22 protein-coding genes and 1 tRNA gene are annotated in these 25,338 nt (G+C 61.6%); 14 read left to right on the top strand and 9 right to left on the bottom strand.

Going from position 1 to position 25,338, the window contains the following annotated elements:
- The first annotated feature begins 58 nt into the window (after positions 1-58).
- The 3 genes from BM216_RS06450 (at position 59) to BM216_RS06460 (ending at position 2,194) form a co-directional block, all read left to right on the top strand.
- A complete protein-coding gene (locus tag BM216_RS06450; RefSeq protein ID WP_092996696.1) occupies positions 59-754 on the top strand; it encodes an orotate phosphoribosyltransferase in 696 nt (231 codons plus the stop codon).
- Positions 755-846: 92 nt separating this feature from the next.
- Entirely contained in the window at positions 847-1,773 is a 927-nt protein-coding gene (locus BM216_RS06455; protein WP_092996699.1) for a carbohydrate kinase family protein, read from the top strand.
- A 19-nt stretch (positions 1,774-1,792) separates the two neighbouring features.
- Positions 1,793-2,194, top strand: a complete 402-nt coding sequence (locus BM216_RS06460; protein ID WP_092996702.1) for an SMI1/KNR4 family protein — start codon at positions 1,793-1,795, stop codon at positions 2,192-2,194.
- Between the two features lie 59 nt (positions 2,195-2,253).
- On the opposite strand, the gene pgi is transcribed toward BM216_RS06460, so the two are convergent.
- The 3 genes from pgi to BM216_RS06475 form a co-directional block, all read right to left on the bottom strand.
- Entirely contained in the window at positions 2,254-3,879 is a 1,626-nt protein-coding gene (gene pgi, locus BM216_RS06465) for a glucose-6-phosphate isomerase (protein ID WP_092996705.1), read from the bottom strand.
- A 108-nt stretch (positions 3,880-3,987) separates the two neighbouring features.
- Entirely contained in the window at positions 3,988-5,205 is a 1,218-nt protein-coding gene (locus BM216_RS06470) for an alpha/beta hydrolase (protein ID WP_092997008.1), read from the bottom strand.
- Between the two features lie 171 nt (positions 5,206-5,376).
- On the bottom strand, positions 5,377-7,068 hold the full coding sequence (locus BM216_RS06475) for a long-chain fatty acid--CoA ligase (RefSeq protein WP_092997011.1): 1,692 nt from the start codon (positions 7,066-7,068) through the stop codon (positions 5,377-5,379).
- Between the two features lie 227 nt (positions 7,069-7,295).
- On the opposite strand from BM216_RS06475, the gene BM216_RS06480 reads away from it, so the two are divergent.
- Together BM216_RS06480 and BM216_RS06485 are read left to right on the top strand one after the other, a co-directional pair.
- Positions 7,296-7,688 carry a PRC-barrel domain-containing protein gene (locus BM216_RS06480; protein WP_092996708.1) on the top strand — a complete coding sequence of 131 codons (393 nt, stop codon included), beginning with the start codon at positions 7,296-7,298 and terminating at the stop codon, positions 7,686-7,688.
- Between the two features lie 100 nt (positions 7,689-7,788).
- Positions 7,789-8,904 (top strand): GNAT family N-acetyltransferase, encoded by a 1,116-nt coding sequence (locus BM216_RS06485; protein WP_092996710.1) that lies wholly within the window; start codon positions 7,789-7,791, stop codon positions 8,902-8,904.
- 10 nt (positions 8,905-8,914) lie between these two features.
- Here the strand turns inward: BM216_RS06485 and nadE are convergent, their stop codons facing one another.
- The 3 genes from nadE to BM216_RS06500 are packed head-to-tail and all read right to left on the bottom strand — an operon-like array spanning position 8,915 to position 11,858.
- Positions 8,915-9,907 carry an NAD(+) synthase gene (nadE, locus tag BM216_RS06490; protein WP_092996713.1) on the bottom strand — a complete coding sequence of 331 codons (993 nt, stop codon included), beginning with the start codon at positions 9,905-9,907 and terminating at the stop codon, positions 8,915-8,917.
- Positions 9,904-11,472, bottom strand: a complete 1,569-nt coding sequence (locus BM216_RS06495; protein WP_092996716.1) for a class I adenylate-forming enzyme family protein — start codon at positions 11,470-11,472, stop codon at positions 9,904-9,906. Before BM216_RS06495 ends, nadE begins: the two co-directional genes overlap by 4 nt.
- Before the next feature lie 14 nt (positions 11,473-11,486).
- Complete coding sequence (locus BM216_RS06500; RefSeq protein WP_244530091.1) at positions 11,487-11,858, bottom strand: acyl carrier protein; 372 nt, start codon at positions 11,856-11,858, stop codon at positions 11,487-11,489.
- 169 nt (positions 11,859-12,027) lie between these two features.
- Here BM216_RS06500 and BM216_RS06505 point away from each other — a divergent pair, with 169 nt between their 5' ends.
- On the top strand, positions 12,028-13,143 hold the full coding sequence (locus BM216_RS06505) for an NAD(P)/FAD-dependent oxidoreductase (protein ID WP_092996722.1): 1,116 nt from the start codon (positions 12,028-12,030) through the stop codon (positions 13,141-13,143).
- Between the two features lie 155 nt (positions 13,144-13,298).
- Complete coding sequence (locus BM216_RS06510) at positions 13,299-14,456, top strand: ceramide glucosyltransferase (protein ID WP_092997014.1); 1,158 nt, start codon at positions 13,299-13,301, stop codon at positions 14,454-14,456.
- Between the two features lie 65 nt (positions 14,457-14,521).
- On the opposite strand, the gene BM216_RS06515 is transcribed toward BM216_RS06510, so the two are convergent.
- Both BM216_RS06515 and BM216_RS06520 read right to left on the bottom strand, forming a co-directional pair.
- A tRNA-Thr gene (locus BM216_RS06515) sits at positions 14,522-14,597 on the bottom strand.
- Positions 14,598-14,715: 118 nt separating this feature from the next.
- Positions 14,716-15,672: an NAD(P)H-dependent flavin oxidoreductase gene (locus BM216_RS06520; protein ID WP_092996725.1), complete on the bottom strand. Its 957-nt coding sequence runs from the start codon at positions 15,670-15,672 to the stop codon at positions 14,716-14,718.
- Between the two features lie 220 nt (positions 15,673-15,892).
- Between BM216_RS06520 and BM216_RS06525 the strand changes: the two genes are divergently transcribed.
- On the top strand, positions 15,893-17,191 hold the full coding sequence (locus tag BM216_RS06525; RefSeq protein ID WP_143102735.1) for a hypothetical protein: 1,299 nt from the start codon (positions 15,893-15,895) through the stop codon (positions 17,189-17,191).
- A 27-nt stretch (positions 17,192-17,218) separates the two neighbouring features.
- Here BM216_RS06525 and ppk2 read toward each other — a convergent pair whose 3' ends face one another.
- Positions 17,219-18,100 (bottom strand): polyphosphate kinase 2, encoded by an 882-nt coding sequence (gene ppk2 / locus BM216_RS06530; RefSeq protein ID WP_092996732.1) that lies wholly within the window; start codon positions 18,098-18,100, stop codon positions 17,219-17,221.
- A 159-nt stretch (positions 18,101-18,259) separates the two neighbouring features.
- Between ppk2 and phoR the strand changes: the two genes are divergently transcribed.
- The 6 genes from phoR to phoU all read left to right on the top strand — a co-directional run bounded on the left by phoR (position 18,260) and on the right by phoU (position 25,310).
- Positions 18,260-19,519 (top strand): phosphate regulon sensor histidine kinase PhoR, encoded by a 1,260-nt coding sequence (gene phoR, locus BM216_RS06535; RefSeq protein WP_177230717.1) that lies wholly within the window; start codon positions 18,260-18,262, stop codon positions 19,517-19,519.
- A 192-nt stretch (positions 19,520-19,711) separates the two neighbouring features.
- Entirely contained in the window at positions 19,712-20,746 is a 1,035-nt protein-coding gene (locus BM216_RS06540) for a substrate-binding domain-containing protein (protein ID WP_092996735.1), read from the top strand.
- A gap of 177 nt (positions 20,747-20,923) precedes the next feature.
- Complete coding sequence (pstC, locus tag BM216_RS06545) at positions 20,924-22,408, top strand: phosphate ABC transporter permease subunit PstC (RefSeq protein ID WP_092996738.1); 1,485 nt, start codon at positions 20,924-20,926, stop codon at positions 22,406-22,408.
- On the top strand, positions 22,405-23,721 hold the full coding sequence (pstA, locus tag BM216_RS06550; protein ID WP_092996741.1) for a phosphate ABC transporter permease PstA: 1,317 nt from the start codon (positions 22,405-22,407) through the stop codon (positions 23,719-23,721). Before pstC ends, pstA begins: the two co-directional genes overlap by 4 nt.
- Positions 23,722-23,733: 12 nt before the next feature.
- Positions 23,734-24,549, top strand: coding sequence for a phosphate ABC transporter ATP-binding protein PstB (gene pstB / locus BM216_RS06555; RefSeq protein ID WP_092996744.1), 816 nt, complete (start codon positions 23,734-23,736; stop codon positions 24,547-24,549).
- A gap of 47 nt (positions 24,550-24,596) precedes the next feature.
- Entirely contained in the window at positions 24,597-25,310 is a 714-nt protein-coding gene (gene phoU / locus BM216_RS06560) for a phosphate signaling complex protein PhoU (protein ID WP_092996747.1), read from the top strand.
- The last annotated feature ends 28 nt before the right edge of the window (positions 25,311-25,338 follow it).

Here is a 25,338-nt window from a genome sequence, read left to right on the forward strand (position 1 = left end):
TCTGCCATGCTGCTATTGCGGCGCGTGGTTTTGAGCAATTCAGTCAAGGAGCGGGCGCATGATCCAGACCACATTTCCAGACCGTAACGTAATGGCCGAACTGATGGCCAAGATGCTGTGGGAAATCGGTGCGGTGCATTTCAATGCCGATAAGCACTACAAGTTTGCCTCCGGCATGATGAGCCCGGTCTATATCGACTGCCGCAAGCTTCTTTCCTATCCGCGCGTCCGGTCGACGATCATGGATTTTGCCGCCTCGACCCTGCTGCGCGACGCTGGCTTCGAAAAGTTCGATTGCATCGCCGGCGGCGAGACCGCAGGTATTCCCTTTGCCGCCCTTCTGGCCGATCGCCTTTCTCTGCCGATGATCTATGTCCGCAAGCAGCCGAAGGGTCATGGCCGCAATGCGCAGATCGAGGGCAACATGCCGGAAGGTTCGCGCGTACTGGTCATCGAAGACCTGACGACGGCCGGCGGCTCGATGTTCACGTTCATCGACGCGATCCGCGCCGCCGGCGGCATCGTCGATCATGGCATGGCGCTGTTCTATTACGGCATCTTCGATGAAGGCGCACTGCGCTTTGCAGATGGCAAGGTGCAGTTCCACCACATCGCCACCTGGCGCAACGTGCTTTCCGTCGCCCGCGACCAGAAGCTGTTCGACGAAAAGACCCTGTCGGAAGTCGAATCCTTCCTCGACGCGCCGCTTGCATGGTCGTCCCGCAATGGCGGCATCAGCGAACTGCCGAAATAAGCGATAAGCAAAGGCGAGCTTTTGCTCTGGTCAACGGACAAAAGCTCGCTTATTCCTGTTCAAAACAGGCAAAATTCCTTGGGAGGAAATCCATGATCCTGTGCTGCGGCGAAGCCCTTATCGACATGCTTCCGCGCGAGACGACGCTCGGCGAGGGCGGCTTTGCACCCTATGCCGGCGGCGCGGTGTTCAACACGGCGATCGCACTCGGCCGCCTGGGCATCGAGACCGGCTTCTTCACCGGTCTCGCCGACGACATGATGGGCGATATCCTGCGCGACACGCTGCGCAAGAGCAATGTCGACTTCAGCTACTGCGCGCTCGCTTCCCGTCCTTGCACTATCGCCTTCGTCAAGCTCGTCGATGGCCACGCGACCTATGCCTTCTATGACGAAGGCACGGCCGGCCGGATGATCACAGAGGCGGACCTGCCTGCACTCGGCGACGATTGCGAAGCTTTGCATTTCGGAGCGATCAGCCTGATTCCCGAGCCCTGCGGCTCGACCTACGAGGCACTGATGGTGCGCGAGCATGAGAAGCGTGTGATCTCGCTCGACCCGAACATCCGTCCGGGTTTCATCAAGGACAAGGCATCCCATCTCGCCCGCATCCGCCGCATGGCCGCAATGTCGGATATCGTTAAATTCTCCGATGAGGATCTCGCCTGGTTCGGCCTTGAAGGCGACGAGGATACGCTCGCCCGCCACTGGCTGCATCACGGCGCAAAACTGGTCGTCGTTACCCGCGGTGCCGAAGGCGCGGTCGGTTATACGGCGAGCCAGAAGGTGACGGTGCCGAGCGAGAAGGTAACGGTGGTCGATACGGTCGGCGCCGGCGACACCTTTGATGCCGGCATCTTGGCATCGCTTAAGATGCAGAACCTGCTGACCAAGGCGCAGGTGGCGAGCCTGACCGAAGACCAGATAGCCAAGGCGCTGGCGCTGGGCGCCAAGGCCGCTGCGGTCACGGTGTCGAGGGCAGGGGCCAATCCGCCGTTCGCAAACGAGATAGGGCTGTAAGCCTGACGAGCGTGGCGTGATGGCACTGTACGGCGACCTTCTGCAGGATGCACGAACTGCCAGTATTATGGAAAAGCTAACGCCGGTTTCGGCCGAACATCTGGCTGCGCTGGAAAAGCAGTTCGAAGGCATTCCTGCCGATTATGTCGTCTTCCTGCAAGACCTCGGAGCAGGAGCCGTCGGCGATGATCACTACATGCTTTACGGCGGTCTGCTCACCCCGGGCGAGATCTTTGACGACACGCCTCCGGAGTTTTCCGACCTGCTACTGTTCGGTGATGATTTTCAGGGCTGGTCGCAGGCGTTCGATCCGGCATCCTGGTCCGTCGTTGAAATCGATTCCACGGACATGAGCGTCAGAACGATCGCTCCGTCTTTCGAAGCCTTCATTCGCGGCAAGGTCAGAGAGCTTCTTCAATAATCAAAAAGGCCCCGCCGGGTTCTATCGGCGAGGCCTTTTTTGTATTTCTGTCTTCTCGCCTACTTCTTCAGCCCAGCCAGCGTCTTCACCAGACCCTGCGTCGACGAGTCATGGCCTTCGGCGCTTTCCTTGCCTTCGACCACCGGCAGCAGGCCGGTGGCGAGTTCCTTGCCGAGCTCCACGCCCCACTGGTCGAAGGAGTTGATGCGGAAGAGAACGCCCTCGACGAAGACGCGGTGTTCGTAGAGTGCCACGAGGCGGCCGAAGGCGAATGGCGTCAGCTTGTCATGCACGAAGGTGATCGACGGGCGGTTGCCGGTGAACACGCGATGCGGCGCGATGAAGTCCGCCTTCTTGTCGTCCATGCCCTTGGAGGTGAGCTGGGCCTTGGCCTCTTCGAAGGTACGGCCCTTCATCAGCGCCTCCGATTGCGCCAGGCAATTGGCGATCAGCAGATCGTGCTGGTGGCGAAGCTCCGGCTCGAAACCGTTGGCCGCGATCATGAACTCGGCCGGGATAATGCTCGTGCCTTGGTGGATCAGCTGGTAGAAGGCGTGCTGGCCGTTGGTGCCGGGCTCGCCCCATACGACCGGTCCGGAATTGCCCTCGACCGGCGTACCGTCGATCGTCACGCCCTTGCCGTTCGATTCCATGTCGAGCTGCTGCAGATAGGCCGGGAAGCGCAGCAGACGCTGGTCATAGGGCAGGATGGCGCGGGTCGGATAGCCCAGCACGTTGCGATGGTAAAAACCGATCAGGCCGAGCAGCATCGGCAGGTTTTCACGGACCGGCGCCTCGCGGAAATGGTTGTCCATGGCATGGGCGCCGTCGAGGAAGTATCCGAAATTCTGTGGTCCGACGGCGATCATCAGCGGCAGGCCGATCGCCGACCAGATCGAATAGCGACCACCGACCCAGTCCCAGAAGCCGAAGACGCGTTCGGCATCGATGCCGAAGGCGGCGACCTTGTCGAGCGCGGTGGAAACAGCACAGAAGTGATGCTGCACGGCCGCATCGCCCAGCTTGTCGGCGATGAACCTGCGGGCGGAAGCCGCATTGGTCATCGTCTCGATCGTCGTAAAGGTCTTCGACGCAATGATGAAGAGGGTCGTTTCGGCGTCGAGCGTCTTCAGCGTGTCGGCAATATGGGCGCCGTCGACATTGGAGACGAAGTGAGCGCGGGGGCCGTCATGGAAGGGGGCGAGCGCCAGCGTCGCCATGACCGGGCCGAGGTCCGAACCGCCGATGCCGATATTGACGACATCGGTGATCTTCTTGCCCGTCGCGCCTTTGAGGCTGCCGGAGCGGATGCCGTCGGCAAACTTGCCCATCGCGGCCAGAACCGCGTTGACGTCCGGCATGACATCCTTGCCGTCGACGAGCACCGGAGTGTTGGAACGGTTGCGCAGCGCCGTGTGCAGCACCGCGCGGTCCTCGGTGAAATTGATGGCGACGCCCGAGAACATCTCCTCGCGCTTCTTTGCCACGCCGCCGGCATCAGCCAGCTTTTCCAGCAATGCGAGGATTTCTTCGTTCACCGCGGTTTTCGAATAATCCATCGTGAGATCATCGAAGCGGGCGGTGAACTTCTCGAAGCGGCTTCCATCCTTGGCGAAAGCGTCACGGATATCCGTCGCCTTGGTTGCGTCTGCGGTGGCCTTGAGCTGTTGGACGATGGTCTGCATGATTTCCTCGCATTCTGCGGAATGATGAACGGAAACCTATTCGCTTTCTTGTTCAAATCAAGCGCTGGCCATGCGTCTTTTGCGTAATGCCGCAGCCAATTGTTCGCCTTACTGTCCGACTGCCGTTTCGGCCGTGTTGCCGATCGCCTGACCCAGCCGCCCGACCTGTTCATTATAGTTGCGCCGGGTCGTCGGGTCGAAGATCGCGATCGGCGCGCTGACGGCCACGCTTGCCGCCCCGCCCACGGTCTGTGCCGTGCCGAGCGCCACGGCACCCAGTCGCTCGCCGATGCCGACATCGCTGTCGGTCACCGTCTGCCCGGCGATCAGCCGGTTGCCGATCAGCTTCACCACTTCCGGGCTTTCGGCGAATTTGCCGTGGTTTAGGCGGTCCCCGCCCTGCAGCTTGGTGAGATCGAGCACGACGATGCCCGCCTTCTCGAACTCGCTGCGATAGGGCTCGACCGTCGGGTTGACCTGTCCAAGGCGGTCGATATTGCCGGAGATACGCCGCGACAGGCTGAGTGCCCGGTCGTCCTGCGAGACGAAAAGCGTGAAATGCGGTCGGTTTTTGCCGAGCTCCGCCATCTGGCGGCCGAATACGTCTACATCGAGGTCAGGAGAGGCGAGAATGACGTTGCTGATTTTCGGTGCGACGCGCCCGTCGCGGATCGCCATCTGGCGCAAAGCCTCGACGGTCAGCCACGATCCCATCGAATGCGCCATGATCGTCACCTCGCCGACGGCTGGGTCCTTTGCCAACCGATGCAGCATGGTTTCCAGGGCGTCGCGCGAATAGTTGGTGCTTTCCTTGTCGTAATTATAGGCAAAGACGCTGCCGCGCGACGGCCAGGTAAAAAGCACCGGCGCCGCATCTGCCTTGGAATCGTGAACTAGCTGGGCAAACCGGTAGACCGCATCTTCATAGCGGTTGTTGAACCCGTGGACGAACACCATCACCCGCCGGCTCTTGGGTAGGTTCTCCCTCAGCCAGCTGCGCGAGCTTTCCGGCGTGCGCGGCGTCACGGAAAGCGTGGCGAATTCCTTGGCAGGATTGGCGGGAAGCTTTTTGGGCCACTGTACCTGCCCGACTTCGCGGGCGCTGTCGGGCGGGATCGATACCTTGATCTCGGTGACCGTGGGTTCCTTGCCGCGCTCACCGGAAAACAGCACGCCCGGCGTCTCCGTCGACTTGCGTGTCGTGGCGACCAGTACATCCACCGTGGATGCGCCCGGAGCGGATGCCGAAGCGGTCGGGATCAGCACGCCTTCAGGCCTTCCGGCGCAACTCGAAAGCGCGCCCAGCAGCATGGTGACAGCGATCATGCGAAACGAAAATCCGGCACGGTCTTGCAAGCGAACTCCAACAACTTTTCCCGGCCCCGTCAGAAGCGCTAACGGAGCCCGGCGGTGACGTCCACCGCTAAAGTCGGCTTGAGATGAGGATCAGCCGTGCTTGGTTCGCACCTGTCGCCCCGATGCAACGCCGCGCCTTGCTTACCGCAGCTCGCGTCGCAGGATCTTGCCGACATTCGATTTCGGCAATTGTTCGCGAAACTCGATGAAGCGGGGGCGCTTGTAGTTGGTCAGGTTGGCGATGCAATGCGCCTTGAGCTCTGCCTCGGTCAGCGTCGGGTCCTTCTTCACCACAAACAGCTTCACCGCCTCGCCGGAATGCTGGTCGGCCACGCCGACCGCGGCGCATTCAAGCACGCCCGGATGCATCGCCGCCACTTCCTCCACCTCGTTCGGATAGACGTTGAAGCCGGAAACGAGGATCATGTCCTTCTTGCGGTCGACGATCTTGGTATAACCCTGCCGGTCCATGTAGCCCATGTCGCCGGTCCGGAAGAAACCGTCCGGTGTCATTACCTTGGCCGTCTCGTCCGGGCGTTTCCAGTAGCCGGCCATCACCTGCGGGCCACGGATGCAGATCTCTCCAACATCGCCCTGGTCGAGGTCGCGCCCGTCATCGTCGCGGATCGCGATCTCGGTGGATGACAACGGCAGGCCGATCATGCCGGAAAACTCCGTCGTATCCAGCCGGTTGGCGGAAGCGACCGGAGATGTCTCCGACAACCCGTAGCCTTCCGTGAGCGGGCAGCCTGTCATCGCAAGCCAGCGTTCGGCGACCGGCCGCTGCACCGACATGCCACCGCCGAAGACCAGGAGCAGCGACGAGTGGTCCAGCTTCTGGAAGTCGGCATTGTTCATCAGAGCGTTGAACAGCGTGTTGAGCCCCGGGAAGATATGGACCTTGTGCTTCTGCAGGTCCTTGACGAAGGCGGGGATGTCACGCGGATTGGCGATCAGGACGTTATTGCTGCCGGTCGCAACACCCATCAGGGAATTCACCGTCAAGGCGAAGATATGATAGAGCGGCAGCGCGCAGAGAAACTGCAGCTGCTCCGGCTTGGGCTTGGTCAGGAATGCGGTCTCGAGCCAGGTTCCCATCTGCTCCTTGTTGGACAGAAGGTTGGCATGGGTCAGCATCGCTCCCTTCGAGATGCCCGTAGTGCCTCCGGTATATTGCAGGAAGGCGATGTCGTCAGGTTTGACATCGGGAGTGGCAAGCGAAAGACGCGCACCTTCCGAAACCACCTGACGGAAGCTTTTGGCAGAGGGCAACGACCATGCCGGCACGAGCTTCTTGACCCTGCGGACGACCAAATTGACGATATGGCCCTTGAGACCAAGCATATCGCCCATGGTTGCCACGACTACTTTTTTAACGTCGGTCGCGGGCAGCGCCTGCTGCGCGGTATGCGCAAAATTTTCCAGGACGAACAGCACTTTCGCACCGGAATCCCTGAGCTGGTATTCCAGCTCGCGCGGCGTGTAGAGCGGGTTGACGTTGACGACGACAAAGCCTGCGCGAAGAATGCCATAGACGATCACGGGATTCTGCAGGATGTTCGGCAGCATCACCGCCACCCGATCGCCTTTCGCAAGTCCCTGGGCCTGAAGCCATGAAGCGATCTTGCGGCTCTCTGCCTCCAGCTCCCGGAAGCTCAGGCTCTTGCCCATGCTGGTGAAGGCGGGGCGGTCGGCATAGCGCGCGCAGCTTTCCTCAAACAGCTGGCCAAGCGACAGATGGGCCAGCGGCGGGATGGTCTCCGGAACGCCGGGGGGGTAGGATGCAAGCCAGATCTTCGTCGGGCTCATGGCTTTCGCCGCCGTTTCCTTCATGAGAGCGCTCTCCTCCTTGCTCACACGCATGTACCGCAATGCCGTGGCGAAGTCCTCCCCTCCACCATGGCCGCAGTGTAAGTCATCCACAGGTCGCCGAAAAGGCGACTGTATCAATGATGCGTTATATAACCTTAACGTAAACGTCAATCTCATGCGTGGGAACGATCACCGCCGCGAAGAGTTTTTACTGTGTGACTAAACGGCTAACCCAAAGGAGGTGCGTCATGTTGCATCAGGAACCGCGTGCGGGACAGGATCCCTATGTCAAAGACACCCCGTCGCTGATCGCCAGCGACAAGGTGGTTGGTACGGCTGTCTATGGCGCAGATGGCAAGCGCATCGGCTCGATCGAGCGCGTGCTGCTCGAAAAGCGTGGCGGTCGTGTCGCCTATGCAGTGTTGAGCTTCGGCGGCTTCCTCGGCATCGGCGACGATTATTATCCGCTTCCGTGGGAGAAGCTTCGTTATGACGATGAACTCGACGGCTACCGCATCGATCTGACCAAGGATCAGATCACCGGCGCGCCAAAATACCAGGATCTCGAGGACGAGAGCTGGTACCGCGCCAAGGACAGGACGATCTACGATTATTATGGCGTCCCGCCCTACTGGATGTAGAATTTCCGCTCTGATCGAGAGAGGCCCCGCGGGGCCTCTTTTCGTTTGATTAAGTCCTTTCTGGCACGGTCTGCCGACGGCATGAGTGCCGGGAGGGCAGATGATCATGATGCAGAAGGCGGGCGGCGTACGCGATCTTGAGCCGGAGGATCTGCCCTCGGTCGTGCATCTCTTCCAGAAGACCTTCCGCCGTTCGGAGCCTGCCCGCCCGTCCATGATCCGCTATTTCCGCGAGATCTTCTTCGATCATCCCTGGTATGACGAGGAGATCCGCTCGAAGGTCTTCGTCAATTCCGATGGCGAGATCGAAGGGTTCATCGGTGTGTTTCCGTCGCGGCTGGAACTCGACGGGCGACCGATCCGCGCGGCCTTTGCAGGCTCGATGATGGTCGATCGCCCGGAGCAGAACCCGCTTGCGGGCGCGAGGCTTCTGCGCTCCTTTCTCGCCGGCCCCCAGGATATCTCACTCACCGAAACCGCGAATTCGCTCGCGCTCGGCATGTGGCAGAAGCTCGCACTGCCGCTCGACATCGCCTACAGTCTCAACTGGATCCGCATCCTTCGCCCGGCCGGTACCGCGATCCAGGTCGCCGAGCGCGGATTGAAGGCGGCTCGGCTTATGCGCCCGCTTGCGTCCCTGACCGACGGCATCGTCGAGCGCGCGGGAATGAAGACATTTCGCGCACCGGCCGCTTCAGGCCCGGGACGGGTGAATTTCTGGGACGCCTCGCGCGATGACTTTGCCGAAGCCGTGCTGAAACTCAGCGATCGTTTTCCTCTTCGCCCGCAATGGGATCGTACGACGTTGGACTGGTTCATGGATCAGGCCCAGGCCAAGCGGCAGTTCGGCGATCCTTGCTGGCGCATTGCCGAATCCCGCAGCGGCGAACTGGTCGGCTGCTATGCCTATTACGGTCGCGCGGGTGGCATCGGCTGGCTCCTGCAGGCGCTCTGCACGCCGAATGTTGCGGGTGAGATGGTTGAGGACCTGTTTTCCCATGCGGATGCGGCAGGCTGCGTCGCGATCCGCGGCGCCGGCCATCCCTGGCTGACACCGGAACTGATCAGCCGCAAGACCTTGTTCTACGGCCGCGCCTTCTTCGTCGCTCACGCCAAGGACAAGACGTTGCTCGAGCCCATCAAGGCCGGCCAGGGGCTGATCAGCGGCCTGGCCGGAGAGAACTGGACGCGCCTGATCGGCGACGACTTCGACTGAGGCTTCTGCTTCAGTCAGCCATCGCAACTGGCTGGGCGTGTAGATATTCCGCGACCTTCCGCTTCGAAGCGATGTTGCGCCACACGGCATCCACCTGCTCTGTCGTCAACTCGACGGCCTTGGCCGTCTCCTCGCGGGAAATGCCGTTGTTCAGCGCATAAAGGCAGATATCCATCCGGTCATAGGGCAGGGAGAAGTAATATTCGTCCTGGCCCTGCGGCAGCGACCACGTGTCGGTGGTCGGCGGGCGGCGGCGGATTTCCTCCGGCACGCCGAGCGCTTCCGCCAGCTGATAGACCTGGGTCTTGTAGAGATGCGCGATCGGCTTGAAGTCGGCAGCACCATCGCCGTTCTTGACGAAGAAGCCCTGGTCGTATTCCAGCCGGTTCGGCGTGCCGGCGACCGCGAAGTTCAGCCGGTCGGCATGGTAATATTCCATCTGCTTGCGGGTCCGCTGCTTCATGTTGGCGGCGGCGATCATGCCCAGATAGACGTCGAGCGGCATGCGGTGACGGCTCTGATTGCCTTCCGGATCGGCGACGACCAGCCAGGAAATATTGTAGCCGCGGTTGGAGAGCGCGTCTTCCAGAACCACCTTGCAGCCCCATCCCTCGCCGAATTCCGGCACGACCTGGCGGATAAAACCGTCGCGGCGGGCATAACATCCCTGCGCGGCGAGCGAAGGGCCGATATCCTCCAGCACCGTCTCGACGCCGACAGCTTCGGCCAGCGCCTTGCCTAGCCTGAGGCTGTCCGGGTCGCTGTCATGTTCCGGCATGAACACGCCGGTGACCTTGCCAGTGCTGAGCGCGCGGGCGCAGAGCGCTGCGGTGACGCTGGAATCGATACCGCCGGAAAGGCCGAGAACGGCACCGCGCTTGCGCAGGTCCTTCAGCACGGTAAGGCGCAGCCATTCGCAGATCCGTTCGATCTCGACCTCGGCATCGAGGACCAGCGCGCGGGCGGAAAAAGGTTCGGTCTTCGCGGCGGGAGCGTTCGTCATGCAACGGTTTCCTTGGTTTCGGGGCCGGGTGGTTCGGTAGCCGGTGTTTCGGCGGTCAGTCTGATCTTGCCGGTGCTCGTCTTCGGCAGCGCGTCGCGGAATTCGACGCTTTTCGGCACCATGTAATCTTCGAGGTGCTGGGCGCAGTAGCGGATGATTTCTTTCTCCGTCAGCTCCGCCGATGGTTCCAGTGCAATATAGGCGCGGATCAGCTGGCCGAAGACGGGATCGTCGACGCCGGCGACCGCCGCCTCGCGGATGCCGGGCATGGCGTAAAGAACCGCCTCGACTTCCTGCGGGCTAACCTTTTCTCCGCGCGTCTTGATGATGTCGTCGCGGCGACTGACGAAATAGAGAAAGCCGTCCTCGTCCGTCTTAAACAGGTCGCCGGTCTGCAACCGCCGGCCGCCATCGACGGGGGTGACTTTTTCCGGCGTCGCCGCCTCGTCCTGCCAATAGCCCATCATGACATGAGGCCCCTCGATGACCAGTTCGCCGGTCACGCCGGGCGGCGCCGGATTGCCCGCCTCGTCGACCACATAGGCCTGGGTTCCGGGGATGGCCCTGCCGACGGAAAACGGCCGCCGATCGGCCTCCTCGGGCGGCAGATAGGTCGCCCGGATACATTCCGTCTGGCCATACATCAGGAAAAGCTGCGTCTCCGACAACAGTTCGCGCAGGCGCTGGGCGACGGACGGCGGCATGGCGGATGCGGCATTGGTCATGTAGCGCAGGTCGGGCAGAAAGGCGGGCTGCAGGTCCTGCATGCCGGCAATCAGCGCCGCCATGGCAGGCACGAGCGGAAAACCGGTCGCCCGTGTTTCGACCAGACGGGCCAGTATCTTGCGCGGGAAGGCGAAGCTCTTTTCCAGAACCACGGTCCCGCCGACCATCACCATGGTGATGACCTGAGTGATGCCATAACCGAAGGAAAGCGGCAGCACGCTCAGCACCACGTCCCTGGACGTGTTGCCCAGATAGCCGGCGATCGAGCCGCAGGCGGCAAGCAGGGTGGCATGGGTGTGCATCACGCCTTTCGGCGTGCCGGTCGAACCCGATGTGTGGATGAGAAGGGCGAGAGCCTGATCATCGTGCTGCGGCGGCTGCGTGCGTGCCTCGCCCGGTGCGATGATCGTCTCGTAGCGTAGCCAGCCGCGCTCGGCATTGATCGTGGCCGCACCGAAGGCGATTTTCCGTATCGCCGTATCTGTCTCTCCGAGAGCCGCATCCACCACCGGCACGAAGCGTCCCTGGGCAAGGATCGCCTTCGGTTCGGTCCTGGTGACGATCGCGCGCAGCTTGTCCGCCTTGATCGATGAATAGAGAGGGCAGGGCACTGCACCAGCTTTCCAGGCCCCAAAGAAGCAAACCACGATCTCGGCGGAGTTTTCCGCCACGATCAACAGCCGGTCGCCTTCACCGAGGCCGTGCAGGGCGAGGTTTTCCGCAAACCTGTCCGACAGGGCGTCCAGCTCCCCATAGGTCAGCGACACCTCTGCCATGATGAGCGCCGTCTTCGTGCCGAAGCGCCTGGCGCTCTCGCGAAGATGGTCCTCAATGCGCATCCCCCGAGCCGTGCTCAGGCGGACGCGGCCGGCAGCTTCGCCGCCAGGTAGCGCGTCATGTTGTTGATGCTGTCGAGATTTTCCGGAATGATTTCTTCGTCGGCAACCGAGATACCGTAAGTCTGCTCCAGAAATGCGATGACTTCGAGCACGCCGGTGGAATCGATGACACCGCTTTCGAGCAGGGATTGATCATTATCAAGCTCGGCATCGGCGCGAAAAAGAAAATTCTCTGAAATGAACTCACGAACCGCAGCGGTAAAACGTTCAGTCATCAAACAAAGCCTTCCCAGTAAAGACAGCGTGTCAGGAGCTTGCAAAGAAGCGGCCCTCATCGTCGCGGATTTGACCTTGCTGTAAAGACCTGAATGTTTCCCTAAGTTCACATTTTTCTATTTAAGCATTTCAAAATATGTCCGCAAAGGTCGTGCGCTCGCCTCCAATCCTGCCGATGAACCCGTGGCGGGCTCCCCATCCGGCAGCGCCTTGCATTTGTGACCGTGTTGGTGAACACAATCGGGTCTTCGGCCGCTGTGCAGAGGATGCGGGGATTGCATGGATGAATTGCTTGAACTCGACTGCGTGGTGGTCGGTGGCGGGGTGGTGGGCCTGGCGATTGCCCGCCGACTGGCGATCGCCGGACGGGACGTCGTCCTGCTCGAGAGCGAACCGCTGACGGGAAGCATCTCGTCATCGCGCAACAGCGAGGTCATCCATGCCGGACTCTATTATCCGACCGGCAGCCGCAAGGCCGAACTGTGCGTCAAAGGCAAGCAGGACCTGTACGCCTATTGCCGCGAGCGTCATGTGCCGCATCGACAATGCGGCAAGCTCGTGGTCGCGTCCAGCCCGCAAGAGGTTGCCTATCTGGAAAAGCTGCTTGTCCAGGCCTCCGCCAACGGCGTCGACGATTGCCGTCTGATCGATGCGAGCGAGTTGCGGTCCATGGAGCCGCAGATCGAAGGGCATGCGGCGCTGCTCTCGCCTTCGACAGGTATCATAGACAGCCACGGATTGATGGAGGCCTACAAAACTGACATCGAAGCCCATGGCGGCACGATCGTGGTCAATTCCGCTGTCCTGGATGGTGAACTGTGTGCCGAGGGAGCTCTGCTCTCGGTTGGCGGCAGCGATCCCTTTCGGGCCAAGGCTGGCCTCGTCATCAACGCGGCTGGTCTCGGCGCCTGGTCCGTGTCGATGGGCATGCAAGGCCTGGATCCAGCAACGATACCGCAGAGACATCTTGCCAAGGGCAGCTATTTTTCGCTTTCGGGCAGGTCGCCGGCCAGCCGGCTGATCTATCCGGTGCCGGAACAGGGTGGTCTTGGGGTGCATCTGACGCTCGACTTTGCCGGCCAAGCGCGTTTCGGCCCGGATGTCGAATGGACCGTTCAGCCGGACTACGATGTCGACTTGGCGCGCGCTGAAAAGTTCTACGCAGCGATTCGCCGGTATTGGCCGCTTCTGAAGGACAATATGCTCCAGCCGGCCTATGCCGGCATCCGGCCGAAGACTGTCGGCCCGGATGGCGGCGGTGGCGGCGACTTTGTCATCCAGGGACCGGAAGAGACCGGCCATCCAAGCTATGTCGCGCTCTATGGCATTGAATCCCCGGGCCTTACCGCCTCTCTTGCGATTGCCGACGAGGTCTGGAGCTTAGTCTCGGACTAGGCGCGGGCCAAGTCGCGGCCGCAAGAATCTGGCCCGTCTTCCGTCTGTCATGCGGCTGACACGTCTGCATGGTGTCCTCCTTCGCCAAGCCCGACGAGCCGCGCCACGTACAAGCGATTCTCAATCTTTGCGTCGAGGCGGAAGGACGTTTGCCGATGTCGTTGTCGCTTATTCTCGCCCTTGCCGCATGCGCGCTCATCCTCGCCAACGGCATCAGCATCGGCATCGCCATGGGGCGCCTGTCGCGCAACGGCCATGCCGCCCCGCAGCTTGCCGAAAGGCCACCGGTCTCGCTCGTCATACCGGCCTGCGGCATCGAAAACTTTACGCCGCTGACGCTGGAGCGCGCCTTCCTCCTCGAATGGCCGGACTATGAACTGATCTTCTGCGTCGCCGACGCCAAGGACCCGGTCATCCCGGCGATCCGCGAGGCGATGGAAAGACATTCCGCCGTCTCGGCGCGGCTGCTGATCGGGGATGATCGCGTCAGCGCCAATCCCAAGCTCAACAATTGCGTCAAGGGCTGGCAGGCGGCGTGGCACGACTGGGTCGTGCTGGCCGATTCCAACGTGTTGATGCCGCGCGACTACATCGCCCATCTGATGGCGGCCCGCCGGCCCAATACCGGCTTGGTCTGCTCGACACCGCTCGGTTCGCAGCCCGACGGCTTCTGGGCCGAGGTGGAATGCGCCTTCCTCAACGCCCAGCAGGCCCGCTGGCAATATGTCGGCGAGGCGCTCGGTCTCGGCTTTGCCCAAGGCAAGAGCATGCTGTGGTACAAGCCCATGCTCGACGCCGAGGGTGGCATTGCAGCACTCGGTGCCGAGATCGCCGAAGACGCTGCCGCGACAAAGCTTGTCCGTCGCCTCGGCCGCCGCGTGCATCTGGTTGCCTCGCCGTTCGAACAGCCTCTCGGCCGGCGCAGGCTCGGCCAGATCTGGTCGCGCCAAGCTCGCTGGGCAAGACTTCGACGCGTCACCTTCCCGGCCTTCTTTACTCCGGAAATCCTGCTCGGCATCCTGCCGCCGCTCGCGCTAGCGCTTGCAGCAGCGGCGACTTCGGCCACGGATGTTTCCTTCAGCTTGGTGGCTGCCGCGGTCTTTGCTGCCGTCTATCTGCCGGAACTCGCACTGATCTTCGCCAAGAACTGGCAGCTTTCCGCCTGGACCCTGCCGGCCATGATCGCTCGCGACACACTCGGCCCCGCAATATGGGTCCGCAGCTGGCTCAGCGGCTCCTTCGACTGGCGCGGCAACATGATGACGATCGGCACTGAAACCAGCGAATTGAGCTCGGCGTCTGCATCGAGATAGCGGAAGCGCATAGCCGGTCAGCGACGGTTGCCCGAAACGCAAGATGCAAAGCATGAAGGAAGAAATGGTGCCGCTTGCAGGACTCGAACCTGCGACCCCATCATTACGAATGATGTGCTCTACCACCTGAGCTAAAGCGGCCCGGCAGCGGCGGCGAAGCGCCGGCTGCGAGTGATGCGCTGATACAGGCAACGAATGGCGATTTCAAGCCGGATTTGAAAGAAGCTTTCGTTTTTCCTGCGCAGCCCGCTGCGCGGCTTCAAACAGCCAGCCGCTGCCGGGCCTGCGCATATTCCCGCTCCATGCGCGAAACGAGCTCCTCCACGGTGCCGACTGCCTTGACCGCGCTGACGCCTTGGCCCGCCCCCCATATTTCCTTCCAGGCCTTCGGGCCGGATACGGCTGCGTCGAAATCCATCTTCGTCGGATCGGCGACGGGCAGCTTGTCGGGGTCCATGCCCATGGCCGAGATCGAGCCCTTCAGGTAGTTGCCGTGTACGCCGGTGAAATAGTTGGAATAGACGATGTCTGCCGCATTGGAACCGACAATCATCTCCTTGTAGCCATCGGCGGCGCGCGCTTCACGCGTCGCGATGAATGGGGTGCCGATATAAGCCATGTCGGCACCCATGGCCTGTGCGGCCAGGATACCGCCGCCCGTCGCGATCGCGCCTGCGAGCAGCAACGGCCCGTCGAACCATTCGCGGATTTCCTCCACCAGCGCAAAAGGCGAAAGCGTGCCGGCATGGCCGCCGGCGCCGGTCGCCACCGCGATCAGCCCATCCGCGCCCTTGCGGATGGCGGAGTTGGCGTGGCGATTGTTGATCACGTCATGCAGCACGATGCCGCCATAGGAATGTATCGCATCGTTGACCTCCGCGACGGCGCCGAGCGAGGAAATGACGATCGGCACCTTGTATTTCACGCACATCATAAGGTCGTGTTCGAGACGGCGGTTGGACGTGTGTACAATCTGGTTGACGGCAAAGGGGGCTGCTTGCCTTTCTGGATGGGCCGCATTGTGGGCCGCCAGCTCTTCGGTGATCTCGGCCAGCCATTCGTCCAGCTGGCTTTCCGGCCGCGCGTTGAGCGCCGGAAAGGCGCCGACCACGCCCGCCTTGCACTGGGCGAGCGTCAGCTCCGGATGCGAAATGATGAACAGCGGTGAGCCGATGACCGGCAACCGCAACCCGTCCTTCAGAACGGCTGGCAGCATGAAGGAAACCTCCCGAATTACCTTTACGTAAGATGGAATATCAGATCGTTGTGGCTGTGGAAAGTCGCGCTATTTGGAGTGATCGACCTTCGGGCGATGGCCACATTTCGGCCAATTCAACGCGGGACGACGGGTTTCGAATGCTTGCAGTTCGGCGATTGAGACGTTACCGAGAAATTAATTCGCGCTGAAAAGTCATGAGAAACCGGAAGGACCGGCAGTGAGCGGCTTGGAGACAGCCATCAGGAATGCGTTGGATCGCTCGGAGCGGGGCGACGGCCAGGTGCGTGCGCGCATCTACCAGTCTGCCCGTCAGGCACTGGATGCCGGGCTGCGCAAGCAGGGCGTTACCGACAATCTGGTGATCATGCAGCAGCGCAAGCGGCTCGAGGACAAGATCAGCGAAATCGAGAACGAGGAAATCGACAAGCTGGCCCAGTCGGCACAGCCGCCAGTGCGAGAAGCCGCCTGGCCGCAGGCTGACATCGAGGCTCCGCGACAGGCCAAAATCGATCAGGCACCCAGCGTGGATGTTTCGCTGGATGCCCCTCAGGCCGCCGCCCCGGGCCTCCATCCCAACCGTGGTGTCGCTCCTGATCCCGTTGTGATGGTCGATGCGCCCCGGCAGGCTGGTGCAACTCCTGCGGCCGCCGATGCCGCTTCGCTCGGTGGCGTTACCCGCTCCGAGCCGCAGGCCGCGCAGGCGCAACCGGTTCCTTTCAGTGTCGATGTGCCCCATCTCGCGGAGCGTGCCGATCCGGGCAGGACCGAGGCCGCTCCTCTGCCGGGCAAGAACAAGGGCAGGGAGCGCAAGGCCCGTCGCGGCGCGAAATCATCGCTCGACATGCCGGCCGAGCGCGCTGCCAAGCCGCGCCGCCGTCGCAGCTTCCTCTCCCATCTGATCACATGGATGATCACCCTCGGCGTGGTCGCCGTCGGCTGCTGGATCTTCTACCAATCGGGCATGGTTCAGTCGATCGTCGATGATGCGATCGAATCCGCCCGCCGCCCGCCCGCCCTGCGGTCCTCGGGGCAGGGCCCTTCGGCGCTTACCTCGCGCGGCGGCTTTTCCGAGGAATGGGCGGATATATTTGACCCCGACGAGAGCACGGCGTTCCGGGCGGGGCCGCAGGCCCGGGCCGAGGTCGCGACCGGCTCGGAAGGGCAGGCGCTCAAGGTCATCTCCGCCACCCCTGGTGCGGGCGGTGATATCGCAGTCGAAGTTCCGGCGGAAATCCTGCGGGAGATCGCCGGCAAGAGTTCGACGCTTGCGCTGACCATACAGTCGGCCACCAATCAGCCGTCGCAGATCTCCGTCCGGTGTGATTTCGGCAGCCTCGGCACATGCTCCCGGCATCGCTTCATTGCCACGCAGGAAAAGCTCGACGCGCTCTTCAGGGTCACGTTCGATCGGAGCATTGCCCCAAATGCCCCTGGCCGCCTGGTTTTCAACACCGGCATACAGGGCGCTGACCGGCCGGTCTTCATCTACTCGATCCGGGCTCTTCCGGGACAATAATACAACGTCCCGGAAGACTGGCCGAGGTCATTTCAGAAACTTGGGCCCGAAGCCGAGAATCTTGTCATCGATCTCGCCGATGACGCCCTTGTCCTTGCCCTCGTAGTCGAGCGACAGCAGGATGTGGCGGATGGCGTTGAGATGCGCGCGACGCTTGTCGTTGGCAAGCACGACCGCCCAGGGCGCGTCCTTGGAATGGGTCTCTTCCAGCATCCTGTCACGCTTTTCCGTATACTGGTCCCACTTCGTCAGCGCGGCGATATCCATCGGCGACAGTTTCCAGATCTTCAGCTCATCATGCCTGCGGTCGTGAAACCGTTTCAGCTGCATTTCCTGGCCGATATCCAGCCAGAACTTGAAGAAGTGGACGCCGTCCTCGACGATCAGCTTCTCGAACCGCGGCGTCGCCTTCATGAAGCCGTCGTATTGGGCTGGTGTGCAGAAGCCCATCACCGGCTCGACGACGGCGCGGTTGTACCAGGAGCGGTCGTAGAGCACGATCTCGCCCTTGGTCGGAAAATGCGAGGCATAACGCTGGAAATACCATTGTCCCGCCTCGCGTTCTGTCGGCTTGGTGAGCGCGATGACATGGGCGGAGCGGGGATTGAGGTAGGAGCGGATCGAGAAGATCGTGCCGCCCTTGCCGGCGGCGTCACGGCCCTCGAAGATTGCCATCAGCCGCTTGCCGCTCGCCTGCAGCCAGAACTGCATCTTCACCAGCTCGACCTGGAGGGCCTCCAGCTGCTTTTCGTATTTGTCCTTCTTCAGCTTGTCCTCGTAAGGATAGCCGCCTGAGGAGAGATCGCGGTCGCCGATCCAGTCCGGAAGCTTGGGGTCGTCGATATCGAAGCGTCGCTGCTTGCCGTTGATATTAAGGTCGACGGCTCTGCTTTCGCTGGCACCCGGCATTCTGCTCTCCTCTTGAACGCGAATTCGCTGGTTTTGCTTATCTAGTGCACAGCCGGCCGGAGGCACGAGGTTTTCCATAGCCCGTGATGCACAAGTGTCATGTAAGGCTTATATGACCAACTGTTCATCGTGAAAGAGCCGGGATTCGAGCGGGGCATCATGGAAGCGAAGCTGCGCGATATTGCAGGGAAAATTATTGCGGCCGCGCGGCGCGAGCGTCCCATCCTGCTGCTTGTTTCGCTGGTGGCTTTGATCGCGCTCGTGGGCGGCATCAGATGGTATGCGGTTCTGCCCTGCTGGCTGCTGATCGTAATCGCCTGCCTCTGCCGAAAACCCGTCGCCGTTTCGGCGTCGGAGCCGCTGCCCGAAGAGAGCGATGATGAGGAGGAGCCGCAGGATTCGCTGCCCCATATCGCCTCGGCCCTTGCGGCGCTCGACATGCCGGTGCTGGTTCTGAACGGCGAGGCTGTCCTGCTGTCCCAGAACAAGGCCGCCGAAAGGGCGCTGGGTTCGCTCCCTATTGATGCGCATCTCTCGGCCCGCCTGCGCTCCCCCGGCATTCTCGACATGGTCAACGAAACGATCGCGACCGGCGAGGCGAACCAGATCGAGCATTCCGAACGACTTCCCTCGGAGCGAGTCTATATTGTGAGGATCGCGCCGATGGATGCCGATCCCGCCATCGTCTCCGAACGGTTCTATCTCCTCTCCTTCCGCGATATTTCAGAACTGCGGCGCATCGACCGCATGCGCTCGGATTTCGTTGCCAATGCCAGCCATGAACTGCGCACGCCGCTGGCCTCGCTGCGCGGATTCATCGAGACCCTGCAGGGCCCGGCGAAATCCGATCCCGCAGCGCAGGATCGCTTCCTCGGCATCATGTTCGATCAGGCGACACGCATGAGCCGTCTGGTCGATGATCTCCTTTCCCTCTCCAGATTGGAGCTCAAGTCCCATATCGCCCCCGACCAGACCGTCGACCTGAAGCCGCTGATCGGCCATGTGCGCGACGCTCTCTTGCCCCTGGCGGAGGATCTCGGGGTCGAAATCCGTCTTCACCTGCCGGAAAACGGCATCGAGGTGATGGGCGATCGCGACGAACTGATCGAGGTCATCGAAAACCTGATCGAGAATGCCTGCAAATACGGGCAGGAAGGCAAGTTCGTCGATGTCTATCTGAGGGGCGGCGGCTCCCAGCCCGCCGAAGTGAGCGTCGTCGATCGCGGCCCGGGCATTCCCGCCGAGCACGTTCCCCGTCTGACCGAGCGTTTCTATCGGGTCAGCGTTGCCGACAGCCGCTCCAAGAAGGGGACCGGACTGGGGCTGGCCATCGTCAAGCATATCCTTACGAGGCACCGTGCCCGGCTCATCGTGAAGTCGCGTTTGGGGACCGGTTCCGAGTTTACCGTAAGATTTTGACATATAACGGTTGCACTGCACAGGTGTGCTGTAAATTTTTAAAGCAAAAACAGTGACTTAATTTGTCACAAATGTTTCATCGAAGTGACATAAAAGCTAGGGCCAACGGCCGCTATGACGAGCGGGCCGAAGCCGGCAAGCGCGAAAGCCGGCGATAAACGCTTTCACAAAACCCATCACGGGAGAACATCGATGAACATGTTGAAACTTTCCGCAGCGGCCCTCGTCGCCTCTGTAGCCTTTGCTGGCGCTGCTGCTGCGCGCGACCAGGTTCAGGTTGCCGGCTCCTCCACCGTTCTTCCTTATGCGAAGATCGTTGCTGAGACCTTTGCCGAGACCTTCCCGAACTTCAAGGCTCCGGTTGTTGAGTCTGGCGGCACCGGCGGCGGTCTCAAGGCGTTCTGCTCTGGCGTTGGCGAAGGCACGATCGACGTTGCAAACGCGTCGCGCCCGATCAACAAGAACGAAGCTGAAGCTTGCAAGGCTGCAGGCGTCAACGACATCCAGGAAATCCGCATCGGCTACGATGGTATCGTTTTTGCTGCCGATAGCTCCAACGGCGACATGAAGATCGAGCCGAAGGACCTCTACAAGGCTCTCGCCGCTGAAGTTGTTGTTGACGGCAAGCTCGTCGCCAACCCCTACAAGAACTGGTCGGAAGTCAACGAGACCCTGCCGAAGGGCCCGATCGCTGCCTACATCCCGGGCTCCAAGCACGGCACCCGCGAAGTCTTCGAAGAGAAGATCATGGCTGAAGGCTGCAAGGAAGCCGGCGCCACCGACGTCATCAAGGCTGCCATCTCCGACGCCAAGCAGGCTGCTGCCAAGTGCGTTGCCATCCGTAAGGACGGCGTAGCTGTTGACATCGACGGCGACTACACCGAGACGCTCGCGCGTATCGCTGCCAACAAGACCGGCCTCGGTGTATTCGGCCTGGCCTTCTACGAAAACAACATGGACAAGCTGAAGGTTGCGACCGTTTCGGACGTCGTTCCGTCGACCGAAACCATCTCCGGCGGCACCTACCCGGTTTCCCGTCCGCTGTTCTTCTACGTCAAGAAGGCTCACCTGGGCGTAATCCCGGGCCTGAAGGAATACGTCGAATTCTTCATCTCTGATGACATGGTCGGCCCGGAAGGCCCGCTCGCCGAATACGGCCTGGTTGCCGCTCCGGACGACCAGCGCGAAGCAGTCCGCAAGGACTTCGAAGCTGGCAAGACCATGTAATGAACGATCCGGCGCCGCCTTTCGGGCGGCGCCGGTTTCTCGGCTTCGCGGCCGCTGCCCTCGCAAGGCAGGCCTTTAGGGCAAGTCCGAAGTTGGGCATTTGCGAATAATTGGGTTCCGGTGATGGGATTTGTGCGGTAGTGGCTGCCGCCGATGGCGGTAGGCCGGGGGATTGTGATGAGCACACCATTGATCTTGTTGATTTTGGCGATCATCGCGATCGTCTGTTACGTCGTCGGGACGCGTCACGCGCTGGCAATTGCCGGCGGTGTGTCCTCCAAGCTGCACTCTCGTCCCGGCTATTACGGCACGTTCGTTGCGCTCTGCGCGGTTCTGCCGGCAGCCATTCTTCTTGCCGCCTGGCTCATTGCCAGCCCGCTCTATATCAATTCCGCTGTCCGCGGCGGCTTTCCCGAAGACATCAAGGCCAAGTCTGAAGCGGAACAGGGCCTTGCCTTCGGCATGATCAGCTCCGTCGCGCGCGGCATGGACGTGCTGACGCTCGAGGAAATCGATCGCGTCGGTGCCAATCCGGCTGAGCTGCGCTCCGCGCTCGGCGCCAAGGGCGTGCCGCTTGCCGGCGATCCCGAGCCCTACATGGTCGAATCCGCCGGCGATCTGAATGCCATGACCAAGATCAGCAACCGGGTGATGACCGCCCTCGTGCTGATTGTCGCTCTCGCCGGTGCCGGTTTCTCCTATACACGCATCTCCCCTCGCTTCCGTGCCCGCAACAGGGTCGAGCGGGTTGTTCTAGGCGCTCTCGTACTCGCCTCGTCGATCGCGATCGTCACCACGATCGGCATCGTCCTGTCGATGTTGACGGAAGCCGGGCATTTCTTCGGCCGCGTTCCCGCCTGGGAATTCTTCTTCGGCACGGTTTGGGATCCGCGCTTTGCCGCCGCCGGTGCTGCCGCGTCGGAAGGCCAGTTCGGCCTGATCCCGCTGCTGCTCGGCACGCTGTATATCGGCCTCGTCGCCATGCTGGTCGCCGTTCCGGTCGGCCTGTTCTCGGCGATCTACATGGCGGAATATGCTTCGCCCAAGGTTCGCTCGGTGGCCAAGCCGCTGCTCGAGGTCCTGGCCGGCATCCCGACCATCGTCTACGGCTTCTTCGCCTTGACCACGGTCGGTCCGTTCCTGCGTGACTTGTCTTCGCAGATCAACGGCATCGCCACCGGCGACTTTGCCAACTTCATCCAGGCGCAGAGCGTCCTGACCGCCGGTTTCGTGATGGGCATCATGCTGATCCCCTACGTCTCCTCGCTGTCGGACGACATCATCACCGCCGTGCCGCGTGCCCTGCGTGACGGTTCGCTCGGTCTCGGCGCCACCAAGTCGGAAACCATCAAGAAGGTCGTCATGCCGGCAGCGCTGCCGGGTGTTGTCGGCGCGCTTCTGATGACCGCCTCGCGCGCCATCGGCGAAACCATGATCGTGGTGCTTGCCGCCGGCGTCGCCGCCCGCATGCAGCTCAACCCGTTCGAACCGATGACCACGGTGACCGTCAAGATCGTCAGCCAGCTGACGGGCGACCTTGAATTCACCTCGCCGCAGACGCTGGTTGCCTTCGCACTCGGCATCACGCTGTTTGCCATCACGCTTTGCCTTAACATCTACGCGCTCTTCATCGTGCGCAAATACCGGGAGCAGTACGAATGACCGACGTGGTTTCCACCCCCGCCGGCGTCCTGGCGAAGCCCGCCCGTCGCGACATCGGCATCAAGCGCCGCTACGCCGCAGAACGCCGCTTCCGTGCCTATGGCATTGCTGCTCTGTCCTTCGGCATCCTCTTTCTCTTCATCCTGCTGTGGTCGGTCGTGTCCAAGGGCTACACCGCCTTCCAGCAGACGATGATCACCGTTCCGGTCGAGTTTTCCGAGCAGATCATCGACAAGGACAATGAGCGCGCCACCGACCCGACCAAGCTGATGACGGCCAACTATCCCGTCATCGCCCGTAACGCGGTGGCCAAGGCGCTCGGCGTTGCCGAAAACGATCGCCAGGGCCTGCGCGCTGTCAACCAGATGATCTCGGACGGCGTCCGCGGCCAGCTGCGCGACATGGTCGTCGCCAATCCGCAGATCATCGGCACGACCCAGACGGTCTCGCTTCTCGCGGCCGGCGACATCGACAGCGCCTGGAAGGGCCAGATCGACCTCACCGTGTCGGAAAACAACCGCAAGGTTTCCGACCAGCAGGTTGGCTGGATGAACCAGCTCGCCGAAAGCGGCTCGCTTGCCAAGCATTTCAACGGCGGCATCTTCGTCAACGGCAATTCCAGCCGTCCGGAAGCCGCCGGCGTCGGCGTCGCCCTGATCGGCTCCTTCTACATGATGCTGATCGTGCTGGTGCTTTCGCTGCCGATCGGCGTCGCTGCCTCGATCTATCTCGAAGAGTTCGCGCCGAAGAACAAGTTCACCGACCTGATCGAAGTGAACATCAACAATCTCGCGGCCGTGCCCTCGATCGTTTACGGTCTGCTGGGTCTCGCTGTCTTCATCAACTTCATGGGCCTGCCCCGCTCGGCCTCGCTGGTAGGTGGTCTGGTGCTGACGCTGATGACGCTGCCGACGATCATCATCGCCACTCGCGCGGCGCTGAAGGCGGTCCCGCCGTCGATCCGCGCGGCCGCTCTCGGCCTCGGCGCATCGAAGATGCAGACCATCTTCCATCATGTCCTGCCGCTTGCCATGCCGGGCATCCTGACCGGCACGATCATCGGCCTGGCGCACGCGCTCGGTGAAACCGCGCCGCTTCTGCTGATCGGCATGGTCGCCTTCGTCGCCAATTACCCGACGACGCCGATGGATCCGTCCACGGCCCTGCCGGTGCAGATCTACATGTGGGCGAACGAGGCGGAACGCGCGTTCGTTGAAAGAACCTCGGGAGCGATCATCATCCTGCTCCTGTTCCTCATTGTCATGAATGTTGGTGCAATTCTGTTGCGGCGGCGTTTCGAACGCCGGTGGTAGGAGATCGACACAATGAATATGTTGTCAGAAGCAGCAGTTGAAAAGGCTCTGGACAAGAAGATGAATGACGTTGCGTACAAGATGATTGGCAAGGACGTGTCGGTTTATTACGGCGAGAAGCGTGCGCTTTTCGACGTGAACCTCAACGTCCGCGAAAACACCGTGACCGCGCTGATCGGCCCATCGGGCTGCGGCAAGTCGACCTTCCTGCGGACGCTGAACCGCATGAACGACACGATCGAGAACTGCAAGGTTACCGGCAAGATCACGCTCGACAGCGACGATATCTACGACAAGGAAATCGACGTCGTGGAACTTCGCGCCCGTGTCGGCATGGTCTTCCAGAAGCCGAACCCGTTCCCGAAGTCGATCTATGAGAACATCGCCTACGGCCCGCGCATTCACGGTCTCGCCCGCAACAAGGCGGATATGGATGCGATCGTCGAAGCATCCCTGCAGCGCGCCGGCCTCTGGTCGGAAGTGAAGGATCGTCTTCACGAAGGCGGCACCGGTCTCTCGGGTGGTCAGCAGCAGCGTCTGTGCATCGCCCGTGCGGTTGCCGTCTCGCCGGAAGTCATCCTGATGGATGAGCCCTGCTCGGCGCTCGACCCGATCGCGACGGCCAAGGTCGAGGAACTCATCCACGAACTTCGCGCCAACTACACGATCGTTATCGTAACCCACTCCATGCAGCAGGCAGCCCGCGTTTCCCAGCGCACCGCCATGTTCCATCTCGGCCAGCTGGTCGAGGAGAACGACACGGACAAGATGTTCACCAATCCGGATGACCAGCGCACCCAGGATTACATCATGGGTCGCTTCGGCTGATCGCCTGATCAGCGCTGTCGCCTGCTACGGATCTTGAGGACAAGAAGATGGTTTCATCGCATATCCTGTCGGCTTACGACGAAGAACTGAAATACCTGCGCCGCCGCATTTCCGAGATGGGCGGCCTGGCTGAGCAGATGTGCGGCGATGCCGTGCGCGCTCTGGTCAATTCCGATGCGGCTCTCGCCCAGAAGGTCATCTCCGACGACGTGATCCTCGATCACGCCGAGCGCGAGATCGGCGACAAGGCGATCGTCACCATCGCCCGCCGCCAGCCGGTGGCAAGCGACCTGCGCGAAATCATCGGCTCGCTGCGCATTGCAGCTGACCTGGAGCGCGTCGGCGACCTTGGCAAGAACACCGCCAAGCGCGTCATCGCCGTCCAGGGCACCGGCGTTCCGCGCAAGCTCGCCCGCGGTCTGGAGCATCTCTCCGATCTCGCCATGGTGCAGCTGAAGGAAGTGCTTGACGTCTATGCCAGCCGTTCGGCTGAAAAGGCAGAAGCCATCCGCGCCCGCGACGAAGAGATCGACGCGATGTACACCTCGCTGTTCCGCGAACTTCTGACCTACATGATGGAAGATCCGCGCAACATCACCACCTGCACCCATCTCCTGTTCTGCGCCAAGAACATCGAGCGCATCGGTGATCATGCGACCAACATCGCCGAGACCATTTACTACATGACGACCGGCGCGCAACCGGAAGGCGAGCGTCCGAAGGACGACACGTCGAACACGGTCGGCGCGCTCGCCGACTGAGGTCGGCTGGCGACCGCCAAGGCAATGT

It is taken from the genome of Rhizobium sp. NFR07, from assembly GCF_900111905.1.
GTDB lineage: Bacteria > Pseudomonadota > Alphaproteobacteria > Rhizobiales > Rhizobiaceae > Neorhizobium.

Bases quoted from the DNA above. Each gene is read 5' to 3' on its own strand.
- phoU (WP_092996747.1), top strand. From the start codon at position 24,597: ATGGTTTCATCGCATATCCTGTCGGCTTACGACGAAGAACTGAAATAC.
- phoR (WP_177230717.1), top strand. From the start codon at position 18,260: ATGGAAGCGAAGCTGCGCGATATTGCAGGGAAAATTATTGCGGCCGCG.
- BM216_RS06455 (WP_092996699.1), top strand. From the start codon at position 847: ATGATCCTGTGCTGCGGCGAAGCCCTTATCGACATGCTTCCGCGCGAG.
- BM216_RS06495 (WP_092996716.1), bottom strand. From the start codon at position 11,472: ATGCGCATTGAGGACCATCTTCGCGAGAGCGCCAGGCGCTTCGGCACG.
- pgi (WP_092996705.1), bottom strand. From the start codon at position 3,879: ATGCAGACCATCGTCCAACAGCTCAAGGCCACCGCAGACGCAACCAAG.
- pstC (WP_092996738.1), top strand. From the start codon at position 20,924: ATGAGCACACCATTGATCTTGTTGATTTTGGCGATCATCGCGATCGTC.
- pstB (WP_092996744.1), top strand. From the start codon at position 23,734: ATGAATATGTTGTCAGAAGCAGCAGTTGAAAAGGCTCTGGACAAGAAG.
- ppk2 (WP_092996732.1), bottom strand. From the start codon at position 18,100: ATGCCGGGTGCCAGCGAAAGCAGAGCCGTCGACCTTAATATCAACGGC.
- BM216_RS06485 (WP_092996710.1), top strand. From the start codon at position 7,789: ATGATCATGATGCAGAAGGCGGGCGGCGTACGCGATCTTGAGCCGGAG.
- BM216_RS06520 (WP_092996725.1), bottom strand. From the start codon at position 15,672: ATGCTGCCAGCCGTTCTGAAGGACGGGTTGCGGTTGCCGGTCATCGGC.
- BM216_RS06510 (WP_092997014.1), top strand. From the start codon at position 13,299: ATGTCGTTGTCGCTTATTCTCGCCCTTGCCGCATGCGCGCTCATCCTC.
- nadE (WP_092996713.1), bottom strand. From the start codon at position 9,907: ATGACGAACGCTCCCGCCGCGAAGACCGAACCTTTTTCCGCCCGCGCG.
- BM216_RS06475 (WP_092997011.1), bottom strand. From the start codon at position 7,068: ATGAAGGAAACGGCGGCGAAAGCCATGAGCCCGACGAAGATCTGGCTT.
- BM216_RS06540 (WP_092996735.1), top strand. From the start codon at position 19,712: ATGAACATGTTGAAACTTTCCGCAGCGGCCCTCGTCGCCTCTGTAGCC.
- BM216_RS06460 (WP_092996702.1), top strand. From the start codon at position 1,793: ATGGCACTGTACGGCGACCTTCTGCAGGATGCACGAACTGCCAGTATT.
- BM216_RS06505 (WP_092996722.1), top strand. From the start codon at position 12,028: ATGGATGAATTGCTTGAACTCGACTGCGTGGTGGTCGGTGGCGGGGTG.
- BM216_RS06480 (WP_092996708.1), top strand. From the start codon at position 7,296: ATGTTGCATCAGGAACCGCGTGCGGGACAGGATCCCTATGTCAAAGAC.
- BM216_RS06450 (WP_092996696.1), top strand. From the start codon at position 59: ATGATCCAGACCACATTTCCAGACCGTAACGTAATGGCCGAACTGATG.
- pstA (WP_092996741.1), top strand. From the start codon at position 22,405: ATGACCGACGTGGTTTCCACCCCCGCCGGCGTCCTGGCGAAGCCCGCC.
- BM216_RS06470 (WP_092997008.1), bottom strand. From the start codon at position 5,205: ATGATCGCTGTCACCATGCTGCTGGGCGCGCTTTCGAGTTGCGCCGGA.